Source organism: Chloracidobacterium sp., assembly GCA_015075585.1.
Taxonomy (GTDB): Bacteria; Acidobacteriota; Blastocatellia; order Pyrinomonadales; family Pyrinomonadaceae; genus OLB17.
This window is the reverse complement of sequence record JABTUB010000002.1, coordinates 194,432-218,547: the sequence shown is the minus strand read 5'-3', so window position 1 is coordinate 218,547 and position 24,116 is coordinate 194,432. Positions and strand designations below refer to the sequence as shown.

The 24,116-nt window shown below is 52.8% G+C and carries 25 protein-coding genes and 1 pseudogene; 18 read left to right on the top strand and 8 right to left on the bottom strand.

Annotated features, from left to right (window positions below):
• Window positions 1–34 precede the first annotated feature (34 nt).
• Window positions 35–661, bottom strand: coding sequence for an ArsR family transcriptional regulator (locus HS105_10015; protein MBE7516927.1), 627 nt, complete (start codon window positions 659–661; stop codon window positions 35–37).
• 250 nt (window positions 662–911) lie between these two features.
• On the opposite strand from HS105_10015, the gene ribA reads away from it, so the two are divergent.
• Genes ribA through HS105_10000 form a run of 3 tightly spaced genes read left to right on the top strand, consistent with a single transcriptional unit; the run spans window position 912 to window position 3,547 of the window.
• On the top strand, window positions 912–1,598 hold the full coding sequence (gene ribA / locus HS105_10010) for a GTP cyclohydrolase II (protein ID MBE7516926.1): 687 nt from the start codon (window positions 912–914) through the stop codon (window positions 1,596–1,598).
• Window positions 1,570–3,147: an FAD-dependent oxidoreductase gene (locus HS105_10005; protein ID MBE7516925.1), complete on the top strand. Its 1,578-nt coding sequence runs from the start codon at window positions 1,570–1,572 to the stop codon at window positions 3,145–3,147. Before ribA ends, HS105_10005 begins: the two co-directional genes overlap by 29 nt.
• A gap of 52 nt (window positions 3,148–3,199) precedes the next feature.
• On the top strand, window positions 3,200–3,547 hold the full coding sequence (locus HS105_10000) for a DUF488 domain-containing protein (protein MBE7516924.1): 348 nt from the start codon (window positions 3,200–3,202) through the stop codon (window positions 3,545–3,547).
• Between the two features lies 1 nt (window position 3,548).
• Here the strand turns inward: HS105_10000 and typA are convergent, their stop codons facing one another.
• Window positions 3,549–5,360 carry a translational GTPase TypA gene (gene typA / locus HS105_09995; GenBank protein MBE7516923.1) on the bottom strand — a complete coding sequence of 604 codons (1,812 nt, stop codon included), beginning with the start codon at window positions 5,358–5,360 and terminating at the stop codon, window positions 3,549–3,551.
• A gap of 258 nt (window positions 5,361–5,618) precedes the next feature.
• Here typA and HS105_09990 point away from each other — a divergent pair, with 258 nt between their 5' ends.
• From HS105_09990 to HS105_09970, 5 genes and pseudogenes are all read left to right on the top strand, one after another.
• Window positions 5,619–5,996 (top strand): hypothetical protein, encoded by a 378-nt coding sequence (locus HS105_09990; protein MBE7516922.1) that lies wholly within the window; start codon window positions 5,619–5,621, stop codon window positions 5,994–5,996.
• A complete protein-coding gene (locus tag HS105_09985) occupies window positions 5,997–6,908 on the top strand; it encodes a hypothetical protein (GenBank protein ID MBE7516921.1) in 912 nt (303 codons plus the stop codon).
• Between the two features lie 123 nt (window positions 6,909–7,031).
• Window positions 7,032–10,745, top strand: coding sequence for an RHS repeat protein (locus HS105_09980; protein ID MBE7516920.1), 3,714 nt, complete (start codon window positions 7,032–7,034; stop codon window positions 10,743–10,745).
• Window positions 10,746–10,798: 53 nt separating this feature from the next.
• Window positions 10,799–11,209 (top strand): hypothetical protein, encoded by a 411-nt coding sequence (locus HS105_09975; GenBank protein MBE7516919.1) that lies wholly within the window; start codon window positions 10,799–10,801, stop codon window positions 11,207–11,209.
• Window positions 11,210–11,311: 102 nt separating this feature from the next.
• Window positions 11,312–11,458 (top strand): annotated as a pseudogene (locus HS105_09970) (transposase).
• Window positions 11,459–11,579: 121 nt separating this feature from the next.
• Here HS105_09970 and HS105_09965 read toward each other — a convergent pair.
• Window positions 11,580–11,837: a helix-turn-helix transcriptional regulator gene (locus tag HS105_09965; protein MBE7516918.1), complete on the bottom strand. Its 258-nt coding sequence runs from the start codon at window positions 11,835–11,837 to the stop codon at window positions 11,580–11,582.
• A 252-nt stretch (window positions 11,838–12,089) separates the two neighbouring features.
• Here HS105_09965 and HS105_09960 point away from each other — a divergent pair, with 252 nt between their 5' ends.
• The 3 genes from HS105_09960 (at window position 12,090) to HS105_09950 (ending at window position 14,114) form a co-directional block, all read left to right on the top strand.
• Window positions 12,090–13,106 carry a hypothetical protein gene (locus HS105_09960; GenBank protein ID MBE7516917.1) on the top strand — a complete coding sequence of 339 codons (1,017 nt, stop codon included), beginning with the start codon at window positions 12,090–12,092 and terminating at the stop codon, window positions 13,104–13,106.
• Window positions 13,103–13,549, top strand: coding sequence for a hypothetical protein (locus HS105_09955; GenBank protein MBE7516916.1), 447 nt, complete (start codon window positions 13,103–13,105; stop codon window positions 13,547–13,549). Before HS105_09960 ends, HS105_09955 begins: the two co-directional genes overlap by 4 nt.
• Window positions 13,550–13,664: 115 nt before the next feature.
• A complete protein-coding gene (locus HS105_09950) occupies window positions 13,665–14,114 on the top strand; it encodes a transposase (GenBank protein MBE7516915.1) in 450 nt (149 codons plus the stop codon).
• 85 nt (window positions 14,115–14,199) lie between these two features.
• Here the strand turns inward: HS105_09950 and HS105_09945 are convergent, their stop codons facing one another.
• Together HS105_09945 and HS105_09940 are read right to left on the bottom strand one after the other, a co-directional pair.
• Window positions 14,200–14,751 (bottom strand): BON domain-containing protein, encoded by a 552-nt coding sequence (locus tag HS105_09945; protein ID MBE7516914.1) that lies wholly within the window; start codon window positions 14,749–14,751, stop codon window positions 14,200–14,202.
• A 123-nt stretch (window positions 14,752–14,874) separates the two neighbouring features.
• Window positions 14,875–15,345, bottom strand: coding sequence for a tRNA (cytidine(34)-2'-O)-methyltransferase (locus tag HS105_09940; protein ID MBE7516913.1), 471 nt, complete (start codon window positions 15,343–15,345; stop codon window positions 14,875–14,877).
• A 171-nt stretch (window positions 15,346–15,516) separates the two neighbouring features.
• Here HS105_09940 and HS105_09935 point away from each other — a divergent pair, with 171 nt between their 5' ends.
• The 3 genes from HS105_09935 (at window position 15,517) to HS105_09925 (ending at window position 17,942) form a co-directional block, all read left to right on the top strand.
• Window positions 15,517–16,341 carry a hypothetical protein gene (locus tag HS105_09935; GenBank protein MBE7516912.1) on the top strand — a complete coding sequence of 275 codons (825 nt, stop codon included), beginning with the start codon at window positions 15,517–15,519 and terminating at the stop codon, window positions 16,339–16,341.
• 131 nt (window positions 16,342–16,472) lie between these two features.
• On the top strand, window positions 16,473–17,138 hold the full coding sequence (locus HS105_09930; GenBank protein ID MBE7516911.1) for a sigma-70 family RNA polymerase sigma factor: 666 nt from the start codon (window positions 16,473–16,475) through the stop codon (window positions 17,136–17,138).
• 3 nt (window positions 17,139–17,141) lie between these two features.
• Entirely contained in the window at window positions 17,142–17,942 is an 801-nt protein-coding gene (locus HS105_09925; protein ID MBE7516910.1) for a hypothetical protein, read from the top strand.
• A 6-nt stretch (window positions 17,943–17,948) separates the two neighbouring features.
• Here the strand turns inward: HS105_09925 and HS105_09920 are convergent, their stop codons facing one another.
• Both HS105_09920 and HS105_09915 read right to left on the bottom strand, forming a co-directional pair.
• On the bottom strand, window positions 17,949–18,632 hold the full coding sequence (locus HS105_09920; protein ID MBE7516909.1) for a hypothetical protein: 684 nt from the start codon (window positions 18,630–18,632) through the stop codon (window positions 17,949–17,951).
• Complete coding sequence (locus HS105_09915; protein ID MBE7516908.1) at window positions 18,629–19,123, bottom strand: hypothetical protein; 495 nt, start codon at window positions 19,121–19,123, stop codon at window positions 18,629–18,631. Before HS105_09915 ends, HS105_09920 begins: the two co-directional genes overlap by 4 nt.
• Before the next feature lie 53 nt (window positions 19,124–19,176).
• On the opposite strand from HS105_09915, the gene HS105_09910 reads away from it, so the two are divergent.
• Genes HS105_09910 through HS105_09895 form a run of 4 tightly spaced genes read left to right on the top strand, consistent with a single transcriptional unit; the run spans window position 19,177 to window position 22,941 of the window.
• Window positions 19,177–20,841 (top strand): amidohydrolase, encoded by a 1,665-nt coding sequence (locus HS105_09910; GenBank protein ID MBE7516907.1) that lies wholly within the window; start codon window positions 19,177–19,179, stop codon window positions 20,839–20,841.
• Between the two features lie 4 nt (window positions 20,842–20,845).
• The gene (locus HS105_09905) at window positions 20,846–21,373 is read left to right on the top strand and encodes a DUF4920 domain-containing protein (GenBank protein ID MBE7516906.1); all 528 of its coding nucleotides are present in this window, start codon (window positions 20,846–20,848) and stop codon (window positions 21,371–21,373) included.
• Window positions 21,374–21,394: 21 nt separating this feature from the next.
• Window positions 21,395–22,492, top strand: a complete 1,098-nt coding sequence (gene dusB / locus HS105_09900; protein ID MBE7516905.1) for a tRNA dihydrouridine synthase DusB — start codon at window positions 21,395–21,397, stop codon at window positions 22,490–22,492.
• On the top strand, window positions 22,489–22,941 hold the full coding sequence (locus HS105_09895) for a hypothetical protein (GenBank protein MBE7516904.1): 453 nt from the start codon (window positions 22,489–22,491) through the stop codon (window positions 22,939–22,941). Before dusB ends, HS105_09895 begins: the two co-directional genes overlap by 4 nt.
• A gap of 46 nt (window positions 22,942–22,987) precedes the next feature.
• Here HS105_09895 and HS105_09890 read toward each other — a convergent pair whose 3' ends face one another.
• Entirely contained in the window at window positions 22,988–24,034 is a 1,047-nt protein-coding gene (locus HS105_09890; GenBank protein ID MBE7516903.1) for a peptidyl-prolyl cis-trans isomerase, read from the bottom strand.
• Window positions 24,035–24,116: the final 82 nt, after the last annotated feature.

Below are 24,116 nucleotides of genomic sequence, written 5' to 3'. Positions count from 1 at the left end.
TATTGTATCGCGCGGCTAATGCAGCTATTGTCAGCTAGGTCGTTTCGATCTCAAAGCAGCATTTGGGGAAGTGTGTGCGGTCGCATTTCTCATGTACAGGGCGGCCGAGCATTTCTGTCAGCATTGATTCCGCAATTTGGCAAACCTCACAATGCTCAACCACTGATTCAGCAAATGGGCAACTCTCGCTTGCGATGACGGTTCGTCCGTTGCGATGAACTACCTTTGCGGCGCCGCCAAGTTCGTGCAGTACCTCAATGGTTTTTTCGATGCGCTCGTCCAGATCACCGTCAATAGCTTGCTCTTCGCCGAGCGTGCGGCCGACATCTTTCAGCGTCTCCTTAACTGTGTTTGTGTGCAGCTTAGTTTTCAGGACATCGATAAGCCGGTTGAAGAGCACATCGTACGAACTCGGAAAAAGACCGCGCGCGTCGGAAGTGAGCTTGTAAACAAAGTGGGGCTTGCGAAATCCCTTTACCTGGCCGCCTTGCTCGACGAGGCCGTCGCGTTCCAAAGTGAGCAAATGTGCGCGGATCGCGTTGTCCGAGAGGTCAAGTGTAGTTGCGAGTTCATTGACCGTTTTCGTTGTCCCATGAAGAAGCAGAACGATCTGCCCTCTCGTACTTTCGAAGAAGCGTTTGTCGAATTTCGTCTTGCCCATACCTCACCCCGATAAGCATCTTAGCACAAAACAAAAAATAAATCCAATAAACATAAAGATTTCTTGACTTATTAGAATGAATGGTATAAGTTGAAAATGTCGCGGGAAATTGAGCGGTCAATAAAACGTTCAGAGCATAAGGATAATGAGCACGATCACAATGATATGTACAGTCGCTGCACCATCAACGGTATGTTCCGGTCAAAAGTGCCCGAAATGAGAAAAGGCGCGGCAATGCAAAGGGGGAGTCATGAGAAAGAGAACTAACAAGACGAATTTGAGGCCGGTACGCAGCGGCGTAAAGGCAAAGACGGTCGAAAAGGTCGCCGAAGCAAAGCTTCCGACCGAATACGGGCATTTCAGGCTTATGGGTTTCCGCTCGCTTACATCGGATGAGGAATTCGTTGTGTTGGCGATGGGCACGCATTTCCGCGGGCGGCCGACCTTGGTGAGGATGCATTCGCAGTGTATGACAGGCGACGTATTCGGTTCGGCTAAGTGCGATTGCGGCCAGCAGCTTCACGCCGCGATGCTCAAGATCGCAAAGGAAAAGCACGGCATCATTGTCTATCATCAGCAAGAGGGCCGCGGCATTGGTATAATGAACAAGATCCGTGCGTATGCTCTGCAGGATGCGGGAGCCGATACGATCGAGGCTAACCATATGTTGGGTCTGCCGACCGATCTGCGGCATTACGAGCAGTGTGCCGAGATACTCGCTCAGCTTGGCGTCGATCGTGTAAGGCTGATGTCGAATAACCCTGAAAAGTTCAAGGCCTTGCGTGACTACGGCCTTGAGGTGACCGAAAGGGTGCCGCTGCCCATCGAGTTTTACAAGACATTTGCGGGGTATCTGCGTACAAAGCGTGATCGCATGGGACACTATATTGAACTTCCGGAGAGAACTTATGAGCGACCAGAACGCTGCGCGGCTTAGTCTGTCAGAGATAAATGCCGGTGAATTGAAAGAGATCCAGGTCGGCGAAACGCCGGTCCTGTTGGCAAGGGTCGGTGATGAGTGCTTTGCGTTGGGCGCGTATTGCACGCATTACGGTGCTCCGCTGGCGGACGGAGCATTGATCGGTGACAAGATAATCTGCCCATGGCACCACGCATGCTTTAATGCACGCAACGGCAATATGATCGAGCCGCCCGCGATCGATTCGCTGCCGCAATACCCTCTGAGGATCGAGAACGGCGTCATTCACATTGATCTTGACGGTGTCGAAGGCGATCGCCGAACGCCGGATATGATAAAAGAAGATCCGGCGGACACTCGGAAGTTTGTCATTATCGGCGGCGGAGGTGCCGGATACATGGCGGCACAAACTCTTCGTGAAGAAGGTTTTGCGGGCAAGATCGTAATGATAACGCGCGAAGACCGCTTGCCGTACGATCGCCCGAATCTGAGCAAGGATTACCTCTTCGGGCAGGCTGAGCCGGAATGGATGCTGCTGCGTTCCGAGGAGTTCTTTGCCGAGCACGATATTGACAGAATTGTAGGGAAAACCGTTACAGGCGTCGATATTGCAGGCAAAAAGGTTAGTTTTGACGACGGTAGTGATATGGCGTTCGACCGGCTATTGGTCGCCACAGGCGGTGCTCCGCGAAAACTCAAACTGCCGGGTGCCGACCTTGGGCATATCCACACGCTCCGCAGTTTTGGCAGTGCCGATGACATCATCGCCTCGATCGACGGTGCAAAGAAAGCGGCTGTTATCGGTGCGAGCTTCATTGCAATGGAAGCGGCGGCGGCGCTGAAGAAGCGCGGATTGGACGTAACGGTTATCGCGCCGGACAAGGTACCGTTCGAGCGGACGCTCGGCCTCGAGATCGGTGCGGTCTTTCAAAAGATCCACGAAGATAACGGCGTGAAGTTCCGCCTTGGCAATGGTGTCGCGGGTTTCGAGGGTGATCCGAATGTAAGCTCCGTTATCCTCGCATCCGGCGAAAAGGTTGAGGCAGACGTTGTGATCACAGGGATCGGCGTTGTTCCGGAGACGAGTTTTCTTTCGGGTGTCGAATTGCACCCCGATCACGGAGTTTTTGTTGATGAGAATATGCGTATAGCTGAAGATGTGTACGCTGCCGGTGACATTGTGCATTTTAGGGATCAGCGCACGGGTCAAACAATGCGTATCGAGCATTGGCGGACCGCGCTTCAGCAAGGAAGGGTCGCGGCCCGCAATATGGCCGGAAAGGCGGCGAAGTATCATGCGGTGCCTTTCTTCTGGACGACGGAGTTCGATTCGACGCTGAATTATCTCGGGCGTGCCGCCGGTTGGGATGAGATCATCTTCAAGGGCAAGCCCGAGACTCAAGAGTTCCTCGCGTTTTTCGTAAAGGATGGCCTTGTAACGGCGGTTGCGAGTATGAATCGCGATAAGGAGCTTGCGTATCTTGAAGGGCTTTTCCTGAGTGATAAGGTACCGACACCCGACGAGATCCGGCGTGATGATTTTGATGTCTTCGGGATATCACAGTAGAGGCTGAGCCTTGCGGCCGATCTGCCATATCACGAATGACACGGAGGTTGAGATGAAAGTTCAGATCAAGCGTGTATATCTGCCGGCGGATAAGAATGACGGCAAACGTGTGTTGGTTGACAGATTGTGGCCGCGGGGCCTTACCAAAGATGCCGCAAAGGTGGATGTGTGGCTAAAAGAGCTTGGGCCGAGCACCGAGCTTAGAAAGTGGTTCGGCCACGATCCCGAAAAATGGGGCGAATTCCAAAAACGTTTTCGCAGCGAGTTGAATAAGAACAAGGAATTGGTCGCCGAACTTACGCAGCTGGCTGAAAGCGGCAAAGTAACGCTGGTTTACGGCGCCCACGACGAAGAACATAATAACGCCGTTGTGATCCGCGACTTCCTCGCCGCAGCGTAGATCACCTCTTCGGGCGTTCGCTTGATTTGAGGACGCGTTTGCGCAGCCGTATGGCTTTGGGCGTGACTTCGATGAGTTCGTCGTCGGCGATGAATTCGAGGGCGCGCTCCAGCGACATTTCGCGGACGGGGACGAGGCGCATGGCTTCGTCTGCGCTGGTTGTGCGCATATTTGAGAGCTTCTTTTCCTTGATGGCGTTGACGTCGAGATCAACGCTGCGGGCATTCTCGCCGATTATCATTCCTTCATAAACCTTGACCTGCGGTTTGACGAAGAGCGTGCCGCGTTCCTGTAAGTTATAGAGGGCATAGGTGTTTGTCTCGCCGAGGCGATCGGCGACGAGGCTGCCCGTCTGGCGCGAACGCATTTCGCCCTGCCACCGGTCGAAGCGTAAGAACAGCGTATTGAGCAGGCCGGTACCTTTTGTCTCGGTCAGGAATTCGCCGCGAAAGCCGATCAGCCCGCGTGAAGGCGTTTCAAATTCGAGCCTCACGCGGCCCGAACCGTTATTTATCATCTTGGTCATCTGGCCCTTGCGTCGGCCCATTGCTTCGGTAACTACGCCGATGAATTCGTCCGGCACGTCAACGACGACCTGCTCGATCGGTTCGAGCGTTTCGCCCGTAGCCTCGTCCTTCTTTGTGATGACCTCGGGCTTTGAGACCTGAAGCTCATAGCCTTCGCGACGCATCATTTCGATAAGGATGGCGAGCTGGAGTTCGCCGCGGCCGGACACCTTGAACTGCTCGGCGGCATCGGTTGCGGCGACGCGAAGCGCGACATTGCCGAGGAGTTCGCGGTCGAGCCGCTCCTTTATCTGCCTCGAAGTAACGTATTTTCCGTCGATGCCCGCGAACGGTGAAGTGTTCACGCCAAAGATCATCGAGATCGTAGGTTCATCGACAGCGATGACGGGCAGCGGCCGCGGTGTGTCCTGCGAGGTGATGGTTTCGCCGATCTCGACGTCGTCAAAGCCGGCAAGGGCGACGATCTCGCCGACGCCGGCACTCTCGACCGTAACGCGTTCGAGCCCTTCGAAAACGAACAGCTCTTTGACGCGTGTTTTTACGAGCAAGCCGTCGCGTTTTGAGACGGCGACCTCTTGGTTCTTCGCTATTTCGCCCGAGAAGATGCGGCCGATCGCGAGGCGGCCGACGAACGGGTTGTAATCGATGTTTGCGACGAGCAGCTGCAGCGAATCATCACGCAGAGGCTGCGGCGGCGGCACGGTCTCGAGTATCTGCTCGAACAGCGGTTTTAGGTCTTTGCTTTCGTCCGCAAGCTCTTTTTTTGCGATGCCGTCACGCGAGATCGAATAAAGTATCGGGAACTCGATCTGCTCATCGTCGGCGCCGAGGTCTATAAAGAGGTCATAGATCTCGTTGACGACCTCATCGGGGCGTGCGTCCTGACGGTCAATTTTATTAACCAGCGCGATCGCCGGCAGCTTTAGCTCAAGTGCCTTTCGCAGGACGAATCGCGTCTGCGGCAGGCAGCCCTCGGCTGAATCGACAAGCAGCACTATGCCGTCAACCATCTTAAGCACGCGCTCGACCTCGCCGCCGAAGTCGGCGTGTCCCGGCGTATCGACGATATTGATCTTATGGTCGCCATACCGCACGGACGTATTCTTTGCCATGATCGTGATGCCGCGCTCACGTTCGATGTCCATCGAGTCCATCACGCGCTCGCGGACCTCTTCATTCTCGCGAAAGGTGCCGGCCTGTGCCAGCATCGCATCGACAAGCGTGGTCTTGCCGTGGTCAACGTGTGCGATGATCGCGATGTTGCGGATGTTTTCAGCTTTGGTCATCACAGATCGGCTCTCCTATAGCCGCCCCGCGTACTCGCAGGAAAACGATAATAATGACGAATCAACCGCCGAAACGCAAAAACCGCGCAGAAAAATGACCGCATTGCAAAAGCTCGATCAAAGATCATTCACCAAAAAGGCACGAAAGTGTGCGATTATGATAAACGCATAATTACGAGGAAACGGCGGATTTCTTGTTCGACGAGTTGACAAGTATCTATCGTGTGTAATAGATGTTGCAAAAAGAGGTGTTTCCCAATGTTCCAATCGGCCTTGTTCTCACGCAACTTTAGAATTCTAGTATTCTTTTGTGTATCTCTCGGCGTTTCGACGTCTGCATACAGCCAAGCCGCTCAGTACACCGAAGGCAAGGCCGACCAGACGCTCAAAGGGTCGGGCAGGGTCAACGCGGCGACGAATGCGATGGAGTTCAGCTTGCCGCTCGGAAATTATCCGGGACGCGGCATCAACGTACCCATATCGCTTAGTTATTCGTCGAAGCAGTGGCACGTGGATTATGTGAGTTCCGCGGTCACGCCTCTAACTGGATTATGTTATTCGCTGAATTATGCCTCGTTCGCAGACAAATCTGCATCCGGCTGGACGACCAGCGTTGGCGTGCCATATATCGAATAAATGGACAAACCTTACGACATTGAAGGCAATGTTTATCGGGATGACGTCGATATTGCGTGCAATCCGAGGGGCGGCGGTACTCAATTCAATCCGAGGTGTGTGAAACGGGTCCTTCTCCATATGCCGAGCGGTGAGACTCACGAACTAAGGGCGACGGACACGATCCAGAGCGCGGCGAGCTTCGAAGGGACGTTCTACGCGATTGACAGCTCCAATATCATTTACGTGCAGGACACGGGCAACAGTATCTTCCGGGCGAAGATGCCTGACGGCTCGTATTATGATTTTGACGGCACCACGCACCAGGCAACGCGATTTACCGACCGAAACGGAAATTACAATGAGTTTCATTCGGGCACCTATGCGAACGGCTACTGGACGGATACGCTCGGCCGGGACATTCCGCTGCCGGTCGGGCAGTCTGCACCGACATCGGCCGGAACACAGACCTACGAGATCCCCGGGCTTGTCGGGCAGGATCCGATCGCATACACGCTTCATTGGAAACAGTTGAAGGGTTCGACTTCGGGTGACAGCGCATTGACGGATTTTAACAATTCGCTGCGATACTACTCAAACTACTACCTTTCGGGCGGCCAGTGGCAGACACGCTCGGCGGGAACTTATTTGTTCGAAGGCGACTATAGCTCGCGCATCACGCCGATAGCGGGTCTATTCAATCCGATAGTTTTGACCGAGATAGAGCTGCCGACTGGTGGAAGCTACAAGTTTTCCTATAACGTATGGGGCGAGATCGACAAGGTAGTTTATCCGACGGGCGGCGAGGAGACCTTCACTTACGACACCGTTCCGGCGAACGCATATCTGGAAGGCCCGTATGACAAGGCCAACCGCGGGGTAGTTGACAGAAAGGTTTACGAATCGAGCACAGACTCGACGCCGTACGAATAGACATACACATTCCCGTCGAACGGTTCAAGGCAGATAACCAATCCGGACGGGACAAAGTTCGAGACATGGTATCACCAGTCTCTCGAAGGCACGGGCTACGGCTTTGACACCGTGCTTGCGGGAATGCCTTACAGACAGTTGGCGTTTACGAGCGACAACCACGTTGTGTCGCAAAAGTTGACGCACTGGACAAAGACCGGCATAGGAAGCGACGGGGCCGAATGGCATCCGCGAGTGGATTACGAGGAAACGATCGTTTACGACTCATCGGGAAACGGCATTTCTGCGACGACCCTGCATGAATATAACGGTGATCTCGGCTACAAAGAGACGCCTGTGCTTGAAAACAAAACGACGAGTTACGCATTCGTCCCGGCGGCCAACGGCAGTTCGCTCACGCCGGGCGGCAGCAGCACGATGCCTTCGATCCCGTCGGCAACGCCAACGACCACGATCCGCGTTTCGGAACTGACATACCTGATCGACGACCCGAATTACTCCGGCATTAAGAGCTACTACACCGACCAGAATATCAACGGCCTAGTCACCGTCTCGAAGGTCAAGGACGGCAGCGGCAATGTAAAAGCTAAAACGGAGATATTCTATGACGAGGTCGGAACTTATCCGATCATCAGTGCGGGAACCGACAGTCAATGGGTTGATCCGGGCACGAACTATCGCGGGAATGTCACGACGACAAAGAGCTATTACGATATTACCAACAGCCTCTTTGTTGCGACTCACGCACAATACGACAACTTCGGCAACCAACGAAAATCGTGGGACGGGCGAGGACATTTGTCGCAGACGGATTATTCGCAGACGTATGCTTATGCGTATCCGACAGGTACTGTGACGCAGATACCTGACCCTTTGGGCAAGAAAGGGTCGATGATCTCGTTCACTACTGAGATGACTTACGATTACGATGCTGGGCTGCCTCTGACAGCGACTGACGTAAACGGACAGGTTACAACGCTCGAATACAACGATCCTCTGCTCAGGCCGACAAAGGTAACGGCACCGAACGGGCAGGAGACGATCACGGAATACGGCGCCGGAGTGAACGAGGCGACGCGATATGTCAGGTCGCGGGTACAGATAGATTCGACTCCGCATTGGAAGGAAAGCTATAACTGGTACGACGGACTCGGACGAACTTATAAAACACAGTCTGTAGATACTGTCGCGGGCGATGAGTACGTGCTGACCTGTTATGACAATGTTGGTCGCGTGGAAAAGGTTTCGAACCCTTTCAGAAATCTCTTGACGCAGGATTGTTATACGGCGAATGGAACCAATGATATCTATTGGACGACAAACAGCTTTGACGACGCGGGACGACCCTGGAAGGTAACGACGCCGGACGGTGCGGTTGTGGAGACAAATTACGGAATCGCAACCTCGGGCAGTGATATAGGAACGACCGTAACCGTCGCGGATCAGGCGGGCAAGCTGAGACGAAGCATCACGAACGCACTGGGGCATCTCACAAGAGTTGACGAACCCAACGCAAACAATCAGCTTGGCGACATCGATAACCCGAACCAGCCGACGAATTATAATTACGACACGCTGAACAACCTTTTGACGGTAACTCAAGGCGCACAGACGAGGACGTTTGTCTATGACAGCCTTTCCAGATTGCTTTCGGCAGCAAATCCCGAATCGGGGACGATAAATTACGATTACGACGAAAATAGCAACTTAACGAGCAAGACCGATGCGAGGAGCGTCACCACAAGCTACACCTACGACGGACTTAACCGTGTTACACTGCGTGATTACTCTGATTCCACGCCCGATGTCGATTATTACTACGACAACGTAACGAATGCGAAGGGAAAACTGACAAAGGTTTCATCAAGCGTTTCGACAACCGAATACACGAGCTTTGACATCTTAGGACGTGTGACTGGGCATAAACAGACAACAGGCGGGACGGCGTATAATACGGCTTACACGTACGATCTTTCTGGAGCGTTGATCGAGGAAACGTATCCGAGCGGCAGAAAGGTAAGGAACACTCTTGATGCCGACGGCAACCTGTCGCTTGTCGAGACGAAGCCTTCGGGTGGAAGCTATCAAACCCGTGCAGGCAGTTTCACCTACAATGCTGCGGGAGCAGTTACTTCGATGCAGTTGGGCAATGGGCGTTGGGAAAGTACTGTTTTCAACAATCGCTTACAACCAACACAGATCGGACTCGGTACGACACAAAACGGAACCGACCTGTTGAAACTCGAATACGGCTACGGCACAACTGCGAATAACGGCAATGTCCTGAGTCAGAAGATCACAGTTCCCGGCCTTGCGCATCCGTTCGAGCAGACTTACACATATGATCCGTTGAATCGCATTGCATCGGCCACCGAGACCTACAACTCGACGCAAACGTGGACACAGGTGTTCGGCTACGACCGTTACGGGAATAGAAACATAACGAGCGGAACGGGAGCGACAAGCCTGACATTCAACGCAAGTAACAACCGCATCACAAGCAACGGATATACGTTCGATGCTTCGGGAAATACGACCGCCGATCCAAGTGGAAACTCCTACACCTATGATGCCGAAAATAAAATGCTCACCGCCGCGAACGGAAGCACTCTGGGAAACTACGTCTATGCCGGTGACGGGAAAAGAGTTAAGAAAACGGCTTCAACTGGCGATAACACGATCTTTGTTTACGACGCTTTTGATAAACTGATCGAAGAACGCGATTCTACAACTGGCACATTGCAGACGACCTACGTTTATGCCGGTTCTCGATTACTTTCGACGGAGACATCTGCCGGAACTACATATCTTACCGCCGACCATCTAGGCTCACCGAGAATCAACACAGACTCAAGCGGCAATGTCGTCGCCAGACACGACTATCTCCCCTTCGGCGAAGAGATCGACGGCACGGGCGGCCGCACAACGGCCGTCGGCTACACCTCCGACACCGTCCGCAAGCAGTTCACCGGCTACGAAAGAGACGCAGAAACTGACCTAGACTTCGCTCAGGCTCGTTATAGCAATTCGAATCAGGGACGCTTTTCAAGTCCTGATCCGTTACTCGCAAGCGCCAAAATTGCCAATCCGCAATCTTTGAATAGGTATTCATATGTGCTGAATAACCCACTTAAGTTTGTCGATCCCAACGGCCTTAAGCCAGTGTACATTTACAAAGATCTAAATGGATCAGTGACTCGATTTATTTACCTTGATGATTCGTCAAAAGAATATAAAAACTACATTAAGAATGGATACGCTCTGTATAAGCCAAAGACTAATGAAACTTTTATAGGTGAAGATGGCCACATTCATGGTTTCAAGAACGGACTTAGCGACCTAGGTCCTGCACCTGCTCGAGCAATAGTAAATTATTGGCCATCTAGTACTCTTGGACCTGGGCACTTATCGGTGAAGCTTATTTTCGGAAATCAGTCACTTTACATATCTTTTTACCCTAGAAGGCTTGCTGGAACGCCATGGGAAATTATTACCAAGATACCCGTTGACGACGGTGGCTCCTTGAAAGAAGAAGGCAAGGAAGGGGATGAAAAGCCTGAAGTAATATCTATCGATAACATAGATTGGAAAGCGGCAAAAGAATATTATGAGAAACTGAAGGCTAATCCCGGAAAATGGAGTTTAGGCAGGGATTGTGCAGACATCGTCGCCGAAGTACTGACCGCATCTGGTGTAGATATTAAAAATAACCAGCGAAGAAATTCAACGATTCCTGGGACCGTTCAAGCAATTAATGAAGGAGTTGCTAAACCGAGAGTCTTTAACCGAGGAGTAACATGGAAAAGTAATTATTCTGGAGGCGTCCCCGATTGGTAATTTAAAAATACAGTATTGGGGATAATAAGCATTCGCTTGGTTTGAAAAATATTATGATCCATACAAGTAATGCACTATTGTTGATTGTCATTCTGGCTTGTTGCAACTTGCCAGGTTGCCCTCGGGTGCAACAACCGCGAGTTTCAAAAGACCCTGTCCTATTGGAACAATTTACTGAAGAAACAACATTTCCTTATACTGCAAATGAATCAAGAAAGCTACACATTCTTAGCAGATATGCGTCCTTGCAAGAAAACATGGACGGTGACGAGGTTCTCGCCATCATGGGTCAACCAGATCAAACAACAAGGATCGGCTTTTATGGAGGTAAAACAGAAGGTTGGGCGTGGGACTATTTTTTGTCAAGGGAAGTTCCGCTTGCTCCAAGTGAATCAGATAAATATGTTAGTGTTCGTTTCGATGTTGATGGACGGGTAAAAAAGATTATAACTAAGATAGATTAAAACTCATGTGACTTCAATGAAACTCGGAAATAACACTTGGGAATCGACGCAGTTCAATCCGCGTTTGCAGCCTGTCCAGATCGCGCTCGGCACAACGCAAAATGCGAGAGCTTTAACGGCAAGCTGCGCGATGAACTGTTGAGCCGGAGATGGTTTTCGTCTCTGTGGGAGGCCCGGGTCGTGATCGAAGGCTGGCGGACGTTCTACAACACGACGCGCCCGCACTCGTCACTCGGCTATCAAACGCCGGAAGAGTTCCACCGCGAATATGACCGAACAGAGTGGCGAATGCAAAATCAGGGAAAGAAAGATCAGCGACAGTTCAGGGAAAGCCTCGCCTCCGGTTCACCTTTCTCTAAACTCGAAAGCGTTAAATCACTAGCTTTCCATCTGGGGTAAAATACGGGGGCTGGACAGTAGAAACACCCGCAACGCGGGCGTATTTCAAAAGCACAGGCAACGGAGGCTCTTTTGTGCCCAATTCATAGCCCGAAATGATACTCCGATTGTAGGCGTCATTCATTCCTAACCTGCCAAGCATTTCTCTTTGCGACAAATTCAGGTCAATTCGGATTGCTTTGAGCTTTTCGGCAAGCCAAAGCGGTCTCGGACGCGGTAACTTAGCCATTAGGTTTACCTCCTAATGGCGGGTCGGTTCGTTGTATCGTCTTGAGACTAGACAGAATTCGGTCTAATATGTTGTCGGTTTGGGAAGTCGCCAAAAGCCAAATTATTGATGGCTTTTGGACGAACATCATTTATGATGTTCGTGTTGAAATATCATCAGAAGAACAAGCTCGAATTATCAAGTAAACATTTTAGTTCAAAGTTTCGGATAGCGAAAGGAATGAGATGATTTCACAATAAACAGGAGAAAGGTATGGCATTGCGACAAATTTTGGGACTCGTCGGGTCTCTGATTCTATTCATTGGTGTTTTCACACCAATCATTAGTCTGCCAATCGTTGGTGGAATGAATTACTTTCAAAATGGCAAAGGTGACGGCGTGCTCATTTTGGCACTTGCTGTTTTTTCGGTTTTCTTAACCCTGACCAAACGATACCGATTCCTATTGTTCACGGGTGGAGGTTCTCTGGCAATTCTCGCTTTTACATTCATTAGTTTTCAGTATCGAATGTCTCAAATACAATCGCAGATGAAGGAAGGTCTGGCGAACAATCCTTTCGCTGGGTTAGGCGAAACGATGCTCAATTCGGTTCAAATTCAATGGGGCTGGGCGATATTGATTGTCGGGGCAGTTCTCTTGATTGCGGCTGGTTTGTTGAAATCGACAGAAGCAGAAGCGGAACCAGAATCGACGGACGAAATACTATCATTCGGGGGACTCAGCGGGGCTCCCCAAATTAGCGATTCGATTTTGTTTGGTGTGTTGGGAGTAATTGCTCTCGGTTGGATAGTTTTAACTGCGTATAGTTTTATCACCGCGCCTTCGACACCGAACGCGGCTTCTAAGTCGAACGCAAGCAAAATGCAACCACCTTCGAATCAAAGCGGTTCCTCATTAAGCACCACCTCGGAAACGTCATCCACAAGTCCAGAAGAAACGGCTTATATCAGCAATGTTGCCATAAGTAACGTGAAGGTTGGGCAGAACATTCTAAACGAGCCTGGCGTTTGGGGCGAGTTAAAGAATAACGGCGATAAAACTCTGGACAAAGTTGAAATCACAATCTATTTTCTGGATAAGGAAGGAAATCCAATTTCAGAGAAAACCTACTCGCCCATAAACGCGTCCGGCCAAGATTTCGGTATGTCCGACACAAGCGCGTTAAAACCAAAATATAGCCGTAAGTTTGGTTACAAAGCTGACGATGCCCCTAGCGACTGGTCGAAGAAAGTAAGAGTTGAAATAACAAAGGTGGTGATCGCAAAATGAGCTTAAGGAGAATCTGGCAAAAATTAGGTTCGTCGTTTGTTTTGCTCGGCGCGATTTCAATGATTGGTTGCGAATCCAGTCAGGTTGGTAATGCTGATAACGGCAGGCTATCGAATGCCGAATCACCTACCGCGACAATAACGCCGCTTGATTCAAATCAGACACGAAACACGAACCAACGTGTTGAAGGATGGCCTAAGAACCGTGAAGAATTCTTCGCGGAAAGCCCTCCGCTTAATATCCCTGAGTGTATCGCTTTGGAGAGCGACATTATTGAGCGACAGCGAAAGGAAAATGTTCCCGATGAAGAGATACGGCAAACCCTGTTCGCATTGCGCAATTGGATACGGGCCTTTTCGAAGGATGACCCGGCCGAAACAGCTGCGGCATGCAAGAATATGCTCGAATTACCGCAGAAGACACTCCCTCGCCCCAAAAGCTAGGTGTTTGTTCGGTTTGGGTCACAAAACCGTGGTTTTGGGCGTTGAATAGTGGAACTAAGTGGAACTCTGGAAGGGTCTAATGAAACCGGACAAGAAAATGTCTTAGAATGAGGGGATGAGAAAACAATACGATCTGGAGTTCAAGCGAGAGGTCATACGGAAATACATGGCGGGACAGTCGATCGCGGCCATCTCACGGGAGACGGGTGTAAATGAGAACGTTCTGCACCGCTGGAAGCAGAAGATGGTGGTGAATGATGCGGGCGGGACGTTGGTGGAGGAATGGACGACGACTCCGCCGATGGAAAGGAACGGCTTACCGACCGTCGCGACGACAAGTTACGTTTACGCAGGCTCGCGCCTGATCTCGACCGAAACAAGCTCCGGCACAACCTACGTCACGCTCGATCACCTCGGAAGCACGAGAGTAACGACCGACGGCAGCGGTAACGTCACCAGCCGAAAGGACTTCATGGCCTTCGGCGAAGAAGCCATCTCAACCCAACGCAACGGCGGACTGGGCTACGGCACCCCGCCTTCGTCACGGATGAGCTGCGTGATGTAGATCCCGATCGCGGGTATATAAAAAGGCCGGCGGTGGGGACGCCGGCTTTTTGGTTGAGCGCTTCAGTTGTTATATGCGAAAGGCGTTAGCGGGCCTTGGCCTCAACGACGATGTTGTTCGTTACGCTGAAGACACCCGTAAGGCCGTTCGCAAGCACGTTGAGCAGATCGCTGTCCGATTTGCGGGCAACGGTGCCGACCAGCGTTACATTACCGTTCTCGACGATAATGCGTACCGCCGGATCGATCTCACTGAAGTACTGTGCCGGCCCGCGGTTTATGAATGTGCGGATCGCTTCGCGCCTGATCCGATCGTCGAAAGGCGATGCAGGCAGCTGCTCGATATTGTTCACGACCTTTGTTACACCGGGAAGGCCTTTGATCGCGGTAGATGCCGCACTTTTTGTGCCGAGTGAGGCTACTTTGCCCGTCAGTACGACCGTCGAGCCGTCAACCTTGAAGTTGATCACGTCAAAAACGCTGTAATGCGACAAGTATCTGATCCGCTTTGCGATCTGATGCTGATTCGGTGTTTTGACGACAGTGCCCTCCGGGGCGAAGTTCTGCGCGCTTACTCCGACGGCGGCCAAACCGACGGCAAGTATGAGTGCTGTTAAATATGATGTCAGTCTGTTCATCTCTCTAAACCTCCTTAAGGTTTGCCATAATTTCCATGACAATTGTTAGACGTTTTTCGCCGGCAAAAGGCTGTCTGATAATGTGGCGATACTCATGAAATAGCCGACAGCAGAAACGCTTTTTTAGAGACCGGTGCCAAGCTGGCGAAGGGCTTCATAGAGGACAATGCCGACGCTTGTTGCGAGATTGAGGCTGCGGACATTTTTGTTGCTCATCGGTATCGTAACGCACATTTCAGGCGCCGAAGCGAGTATTTCGGCAGGCAGGCCGCGCGTCTCGGGGCCGAATACAAGGCAGTCGTCCTCGCTGAATGAAAGATCGAAATAGGGTTTATGCGACTTGGTCGTCAAATAGATAAAGCGTGCCGACGGCAATGCCGTCTTTAGAGCCTCCATGTCGAGATGCCGCTCCAGACGCACTTCGCTCCAGTAATCGAGGCCGGAGCGTTTCAGCATCCTGTCGTCCATCCTAAACCCTGTAACGCCGACAATATGCAGCGGCGTTTCCGTCGCCGCACACAGGCGTGCGATATTTCCCGTATTCGGCGGAATTTCAGGCTCGTACAGGGCAACGCTCGGTCCGGTTCGCTTCATTTGCAGAGCAATTGTAAACGAAATGTTCCGGTATTGCCCGCAGTGCGATGTTGTCGAGATACATCCTTTTTGCCGCAAAAATCATCAAGCCTACAATGCGGAAGCCCGCAAAGGCGTGATACAATCCGCACTTCGGTGTCATTCATCGTCAAATAAGGAGAGATCTGCTGCGTGTTAATTCGTTTTTCAAGCCTTATTCTTTTGATCGTACTTTTTGTTGCGTTCGCCAACGCTCAAACGGACGAGGCTGCACGGGATAAGACCGAACCGGCACCGACGCCGAGTCCGATAAAGAATAACGGCAAGGATAACGCGGGGCAGATAACCGCCGAGCAGGTCGCGGAATCTTGCATTATTGTCTATGGTTTCGGCGGCGGGCGTGCTTTGCTCGACAGGATCCGCAAGACTACACTCGAGCACGGAAAAACCACAGTGGCGGATGCGGCCGGCACGCTGGATACTGCGGCTTATACCCGTTACATCATCCGCGGCGATGCCCTCTCGAAAGATAAGGTGCGGGTTCAACAGGAATTTCCGAACGCACGTTATTCGCTCGTATGGGATGGCGAAAAGACCTTTGGTGTATTCAACAATGCGACCTTTGCTCCGAGGCAAGATGCCGTGCGGACCTTTGAAGACCAGATCTTCCGCGGGCTTGACGGGTTGCTTCGCTTCAAGGAGGATGGCTCAAAGCTCGATCTTGTCGGCAAAGACAAGCACCTTGGCGTCGAGTTCTATGTGGTTGACGTTACTGACACTAAGGGCCGCGTGACGCGGTATTATATCAGCGTCAAGACCTATCGCGTGATGATGCTGACCTATGAGGACGGCGGCGTTAAGTACCAACGCAAGTTCTACGATTACCGCTACGCACAGGGCACGCTCGTGCCGTACCGCACCGTCCTTACGGCAAATGACAAGACCGTCGAAGAGTCCGAGGTCGGGACCATCACATTCGGCCCTAAGATCGACGACGACCTTTTTCGCGGGCAGTGACCGCGGAGCGATCTCTTTTTTGCCGGGCCTCGGACAAGCAGTTCGGGGCTTCTGCGTTTTTGAATGGCCTTTAATGCAACATTTCGTGCAGATGTGCGTGATGTAGCAAGGCAGAAGCTTTTTGTTTTCGGATGACTTCTGTTGTAAACAGCTATGAATGTGCCAAGGGTACTGACGCGGAGATCGCGCGAACGGAGGCAATGGCGGCCTCTGTGCCTGATGCACGCCGATCCGATCACGAGATTGTCGAGGCGGCAAGAGGCGGCGACGAACAGGCGTTCGGCGAGATCATCGCACGATACCGCTCGCCTATCACGAACTTTTTGTACCGCTTCCTGAATGATTATGATGAGGCCGTCGATCTGGCACAGGAAACATTCGTACGCGTTTATTTTGCACTTGAGCGCTACCACACGAAGTATGCGTTCTCGACGTACATCTACCGCATTGCGAGCAATCTGGCGATAAGCGAGATAAGGAGGCGAAAGCGGCGGCGGCTCATTTCGCTGACGGGCTACTTGCAAAGCGATGATAACAGTGACGTTGAATACGATCCGCCGGACGTGCGGCGTTCGCCCGAAGCTGAAACCGTTGAAAATGAGAGGAACGCGGCAATTGTAAAGGCGATCGCGAGCCTGCCGGAGAAATACCGCCTGCCGATCGTGCTTCGTGATATCGAAGGGCGCTCGTATGAAGAGGTCGCTGAGATCATGGAGTTAGGCCTTGGTACGACAAAATCGAGGATAAGTCGGGGCCGCGGCCTCCTGAGGGCGAAATTGGAAGGCTTTTTGGATTGATCGATGCAATCGAGATCACGAACTGAAGAGGAAGAAGCGGTCAGCGCCGCTCTGGCATCACTTCCGCGGGCCGATGCACCGCCTGATTTCGAGACGCGCGTGCGTGCCGGCATCGCAAAGGGCATGCCGGCGCGAAAAGGCGGCGTGCTGTGGAAGCCGGCATTTGCGGCATTGCTGCCGCTCGCAGTTGTAGGCATAGCGATCGGCCTATTCGTGTTCAAGCAAGATCAGACGGCTGTCGCTGTCAGGCCGGTTGACACGGTCGTGGAAATTCCGGCGACCAACAGCGTTGCGGATGAGCCACAGAGCATCGATGCTCCGAGTGCAGAAACTGCCGAGGCGAGAGAAACTCCGATATCGGAGCCGCTAACACAGTTCACTGTTCCGGTTCGGCGCCGTTCGAGCACTCCGGTACGGCATACTGAACGAACACCGGCATCGAACGAGACGATAGACAGCGCGCTAAAGCCGGGCGTCCAGTTATTCCCGAAAGGGCTTGATCCCAACGCAGCACCGCCGCCGCAGCCGTCCGATCTTGGTAAAGCACAGGCGATCTCAATGAAGGAAGTGATCGAGCAGTTCGGTATTGAGGGCGGCTTTGGGCATGGCGGCTGGCACATCACAGGCGTGAAGCCTGCTTCGGCGGCCGAGCGGCTCGGCATTAAGGCCGGTGATGTCATCGAAATGATAGATCAGAAGCCGGTCGAGGAGAAAGCAACTTTCGACGGCACATTTAATGGCGGCAGTATGCAGATCCGCCGCGACGGAGCCAAGGTCGTGGTGAGCCTTGATCGCCCGCAGTGATCATCCTCAGTGTTCGTCAACTCGGTTCGGTGTCAGGTACAATCCCGCAAGATACAGGACAATAGTGAAAAACTGTGCGTAGCCTGTTGCTCGTGAGAACTTCGGCAGGTCGAGCAGCCACGTTATTGTTTCCTTGCCCGGATTTTCGAGAAGCCGTTGGAACCAGCCGCCTTCGGACGGCGATACTAAGTTCGCAAGGATCAGGTATTTCGCCGCGAATGCAATGGCGAATAATGCCGCGAGGCTTTTTACGAGTTTTGACGCATCGAACTCGGAGAACAGGTTGTTCCAAAGCGTCCAGACGAAGCAGAATCCGATCACCCAAAACGGCAGCCCTTGCTCCGGCAGCAGCGAATTGAAGACTTGGGTCGAGGCGGTAAAAAGCGTTAATAGAACACCCCCGCGAGCCGCATTGACGAGCAACGCATTCTCTTGCGACAACCAACCGTTTGACGAAATGAGTCCCGAACGTACGAAAAGCACCATCGCAGCCGCGCCGAGAACGAGGCAGATCAGCGGCGGCACAAGAAAGATGAAGGCATTGTCCTGAATACCGAAGCGCAGGCCGCCGAGGAGCGTTACTGCGAGGAAGACCGCGGGCAAGCCAAAATAGACAAGATAATTTGTCCGTTTGCCGGGGCCTTCGGCGATGCCGATCGCCGTCTCTTGTTCAGCAAGTTCGGTGTTCATTTGCGTTCGCATACGAGCCTCCGCGGGTCAAGGTCAGAAAGCGTTATCTTAAGGCCGTCTTCAAGCTCACTTTTCAATTCAAGCGGTGTACGCAAGCCGAGCGATGTGTCGCTTGAACGGAAATTCGGGTCGATAGCCATTACGCGATCGACAGCCTTCAAGCCCTGTCCGAACAAAGCATTATCGCTCGACAAACGGCCCCATCCTTGTCTGTAAAAGCTGTATGCGACATAGAACTGTGCCTCAGCGTTCTGATGTTCAGGGTCGGCGCGGTCAAAGGCCGCACGAGCGTTCAGAAAGTCATCCCGCCTGAACGCCTCCAAGCCGCGTTCAAATTCGGCCCGATCGATATTGTATGTGCCGAGGACAACGCTTCCTTTCGTTCCCACCTCGGCGATCGTCTTCGGCTGCGACCAATACAGAAAGATGACGAACGCCAGCCCGAGGATGACAATTGAAAGCGAAAGAATGTGGAGATAGGCCGGCTTCATTGGTATAATGCTCTCTCACTCTAAAGGATACAATGGTTTCAAACGCTTGTCTTATGAAAAAGTTGGCCTTGCTTCCGGCGATAGTGATGCTGCTTGCGGTATGGCTCAGCGCCCGGCCGCTAAAGGCCGATATTGTCGTAGTAAATGCGAATATTCACACGATGGACACGGCGCGGCCGCTTGCCCGTTCGCTTGCGGTCCTTGGCGGCAAGATCGTCCGTGTAGGCAGTGATGCTGACACGAAGCCGCTGATCGGCCCGGCAACCCGCGTCATTGACGCAGGCGGCAAGACCGTCATTCCGGGCTTTAATGATGCTCATTTGCACTTCATTTCCGGCGGTATGCAACTCGGGCTGATTGACCTTCGTGATGCAAGGTCGCGCGAGGAGTTCGCGGCGAGAATAAAAGAGTACTCCGCAAAACTCAAGCCCGGCGAATGGATCCTCGGGGGTAATTGGGACCACGAGAATTGGACTCCCAACGATCTGCCGACCCGGCAGTTGATAGATGCCGCCGCGCCGAACAATCCTGTCTTTGTCGAGAGGCTTGACGGACACATGGGAGTTGCGAACAGCCTTGCGCTGAAGCTCGCCGGTGTGACAAAAGAAACAAAGGATGTTGACGGCGGCCTGATCGTGCGGGATGCGAACGGCGAGCCGACGGGTGTTTTGAAAGATACGGCAATGGGCATTGTTGACCGTATCATTCCGCCGTCCTCGACCGCACAGTTGACGGCAGCTGCTATTGCCGCAACGGATCATGCCGCAAGCCTCGGCGTAACCAGCGTACAGGATATGTCGGCAGGCAAGGCTGTGAGTATTTATCAAGAATTGATCCGTGCCGGCAGACTCAAGACACGCATTTATGCGGGCAACGCACTCTTTGATCGGCAGGGCCTTGAGGATGTCGGCCTTCAGTCGGCATTCGGCAGCCCTATGCTGCGTGTCGGTTCGCTCAAAGGCTTTGCTGACGGCAGTTTAGGCTCGCGAACCGCATGGTTCTTTGAGCCGTATAACGATGACCCGTCAACAAGCGGCATTCCGCGTGCCGAAGTGCTGACCACAATGAAGGCCGCGGTCGCAGATGCGGACAAGCACGGCCTTCAGGTGATGATCCACGCGATCGGCGACCGTTCCAACGCAACGATACTCGACATTTATGAGAGCGTTATTCGTGAGGACGGGCCGCGCGACCGCCGCTTCCGTATTGAACATTCGCAGCATCTGCGGCCGCAGGATATACCGCGTTTTGCAAAACTCGGGGTCGTCGCATCGATGCAGCCGGTGCATCTGACCGATGACGGACGTTGGGCTGTCGATCGGCTCGGCAGTGAACGGCTCAAGGGAGCATATGCTTTCCGTTCGCTGCTCGATTCCGGTGCACACCTTGCATTCGGCACCGATTGGTCGGTTGCGCCGCTCAACCCGCTGTTCGGTATTCAGGCCGCGGTAACGCGGCGGACGACCGACGGAAAGAACCCGAACGGCTGGTTCCCCGAGCAAAAGATCACGGTGGATGATGCCGTTCGGTGTTATACTCTCGGTTCGGCCTATGCCGAGTTTCAAGAGGATGTGAAGGGCACGCTTTCGGAAGGAAAGCTCGCCGACCTGATCGTCCTTTCAGATGATATATTTACCATCAACCCCGCAAAGATCGGCGAGGCAAAGGTGCTCATGACCGTGGTTGACGGTAGAGTGGTTTACGAGGCAAAAAAGTAAAATTATGAAAAAACTTATTTTGATATGCGGAATTTTGACGGCGTTCGCAATGGTGTCGTTCGCCCAGGAAAATATGGCGGAAAAGGCTAAGCCTACCGAAGCGGATATGAACGCGGCGATCCCCGCCGGCAGTTATCTGAAGCGGGGTGCCGCGATCGGCAATTCGAAGAAGGTCAGCCTCAACAAGGTGCTTGCCGACCCGTCGAAATATGCGGGCAAGACCATCCGCATCGAGGGCGTTGTTGTGCGTTCGTGCAAGAATGAAGGCTGTTGGGCAGAGGTGGCGCAGACCAAGGATTCAAAGAGCATTCGTGTGAATATGAAGGATCATTCATTCTTCATTCCGCTCAAGTCGGCCGGAGCGAATGCCCGTGCCGAGGGAACTGTTCAGGTAAAGACCATCACAAAAGCGAAGGCCGACCACATGGAAGCCGAGGACGGAGCCAAACTCGGAAGCCGGAATGCCGACGGCAGCATCACCGAAGTTTCATTCGAGGCGACCGGCATCGAGCTGACACAGGGCGGAAAGTAGTAGCTTCGATCAATTGGTATTGTGCAACCGTTCTTCATCCGAGACATCAAGATCGACCCGCCGCTCATCCTTTCACCGATGGCGGGCGTGACGGACCGCGTCTTTCGCCGGCTGATAAAACGCCGCGGCGGCGTCGGCCTTGTTGTCTCAGAATTCATCTCGGTCGAGGGCCTGACACGCAATAATCCTAAGTCGAAGCGTCAGATGCGCTTTGACGAGGATGAACGTCCGTTCGCAGTGCAGATCTTCGGCGGCCGGCCTGAAAGGATGGCTCTCGGTGCCGAGATGGCAGAAGAGATAGGAGCCGACATCGTTGATGTGAATTGCGGCTGTCCCGCTCCGAAGGTCGTAAAGAACGGCGGCGGTTCGGGACTTTTGCGTGAGCCGAAACTGCTGGGATCGATCCTGAACGAAATAAAGCGTTCGATTTCGATACCGCTGACGCTAAAGGTGCGTACGGGCTACAGCGATGCGTCGATCAATGTCATTGAGGTCGCAAAAATGGCGGAGCAGTGCGGCGTCGAGCATATTCAGGTGCATGGGCGAACGCGCGAGCAAGGCTACAAAGGCCTTGCGAATTGGGACATCATTCGTCAGGTCAAGGAGGCCGTAAGTGTGCCTGTTTCGGGAAACGGAGATGTTACAACCATAGAATACGGGCTGAAAAAGTGGCGCGAGACTGGCGTTGACGGCATACTGATCGGGCGCGGTGCGATGCAAAATCCATGGATATTTCGGCAATTTGCCGACGTTCTCGATGGCAGAATACCGTCTCAGCCCGATGTCGAAGAAAAAAAGGCCGTGCTGCTCGAGTTCTTCGGAATGTGTCTGGAGGAAATGCCGGAGATGGTCAGCCTCGGCAAGATGAAGCAGCTTGCCGGACAATTCACAAAAGGGCTTGTCGGCGGTGCTCAGTTTCGGCAGACGCTCTATCATTCGCACTCAGCCGACGAGATACTGGACAACATCGATAACTATTTTCGGACGCTTGAACGCGGTGATGTGTTCGGCGACGGTGCTGTCGAAGCGGACGCCGACCTTGTCCTTGATTCGTGCGATGCTGCATTGCCTTCGATCATCGAAACCGGCGTTTCACGGACGGCGGGTGCAGAAGTATGAGATCTTTTGGCGTCACTAGATGGTTTTTACCGGCATTGCTGCTTCTCGGCGGCATGATCGTGAGTGCGAACGCGCAATCGGCGGCAAATGATGTCGGGCCGGTGCGGTCATCTGCGGCATACAGTGTCGTTCTGCTGCGCAAGACGGAACTGGAAGCCGATATCGTCTCGTACGCGGATGATTATACCGAAGACAATCCGAAAGTGATCGACGCGCGGTTCGAGCTTGCCGCGATCAATCGTGATATCGACCGAATGCTTGTTATCAAGCCGAGCGATATTGCAAAACTGACCGAATCGACCGGCAGGCTGATACTTCGCAAGGCCGAGATCGATACGGAACTCAACCGCCTGCAGCGCTCATACAAGAGCGACCATCCGCAGGTGAAACGGCTGGCGAAGAAAGCAGATATATACTCCAAAGCTGTCAGCCAGATCCTGGGGAAATAAAAAACCGCCGTACAGGCGGCGGTTTGAAAGAACGTATCTATAAGGATCAGTTCGGCGAATGATCCTTACGTTCGTCCGCAAAGAGGATCGGCGAGACGATCGGGCGGTATGTGTCGTTGATCTTGATATATGCATCGGCACGCAGCTTCGACATAAATTTCTTCGCCTCGTCAGGATATTTTTCCTTCATCATTTCGACCCGCACGGCATCCTCGTCAAACTGCGATTCACTCGATGCCGCTTGACGCTCGTCAACCCGAAGTATCACCATACCGACGTTATCCATATCAACGGGGTCAGTGATACCGCCGGCCGGCACATCTTTCAGCGCTGCCTGAAACTTCGGATCAAGATCACGCAAAGGCACCACGCCGACGCTGCCCTTTGTCTTTGCGGCGTCAGGCCGATCGGAATTCTCTGCGACCAACTTGGCGAAGTCGGCACCCGCACGGGCTTGCTTTGCCAATTCAGCGGCCTTTGCCCTCACTTGATTTTCGTCACGGCCCGCAAAGCTCAGGAACAGCTCGGTGAGGCCGACCTTCTCAGGTTTGGTGAACTTCGCTTTGTTCTTCTCGTAATACTCGCGGATCTGCTTCGCAGTCGGCTCCCAATAGAGTTTTGCCTGCACCTCCCGCTGGATCACCTTGTCACGGATCGCCTGTTTCCGCCACATTTCACGCATTTCATTAGGATCGACGCCCTGGCGGCGCATTGCTTCATACAATTCATCCAGCGTGCGCATATTGCCTTGCCTCATTATTTCGAGGAAGCGTTGATTTATCGCGGCCTCGACCTCACCGTCAAGGCCGAGTTCCTTTGCCTTCTGGATAAGCAGCTCTTCGTTGATGAGGTTGGCGATCAGTTCGCCTTGCTTTTCATCGACATCGTGTTGGGCTTGTTCACGCTTGACGCCTTCCGCAACTCTGCTGTCAACGATGTCCTTCGCCTCGCGGCGCACCTTTGAAAGCGTGATCACGCCGTCATTTACCTGTGCGACGACCTCATCCACAACCTTCGTTTCGGTTTCTTGGGCACCGACGGCAACCGCTCCGAGCATCACTGCCGCAGCAAGCATTAGTAGGCGGCTTTTCATTAAAGATCTCATAAAAACGTAAGTTACGGTTATATCTTTACCGCTAACAATTTGCAAACTGAAGTGTTTGATGCCGAAAGCG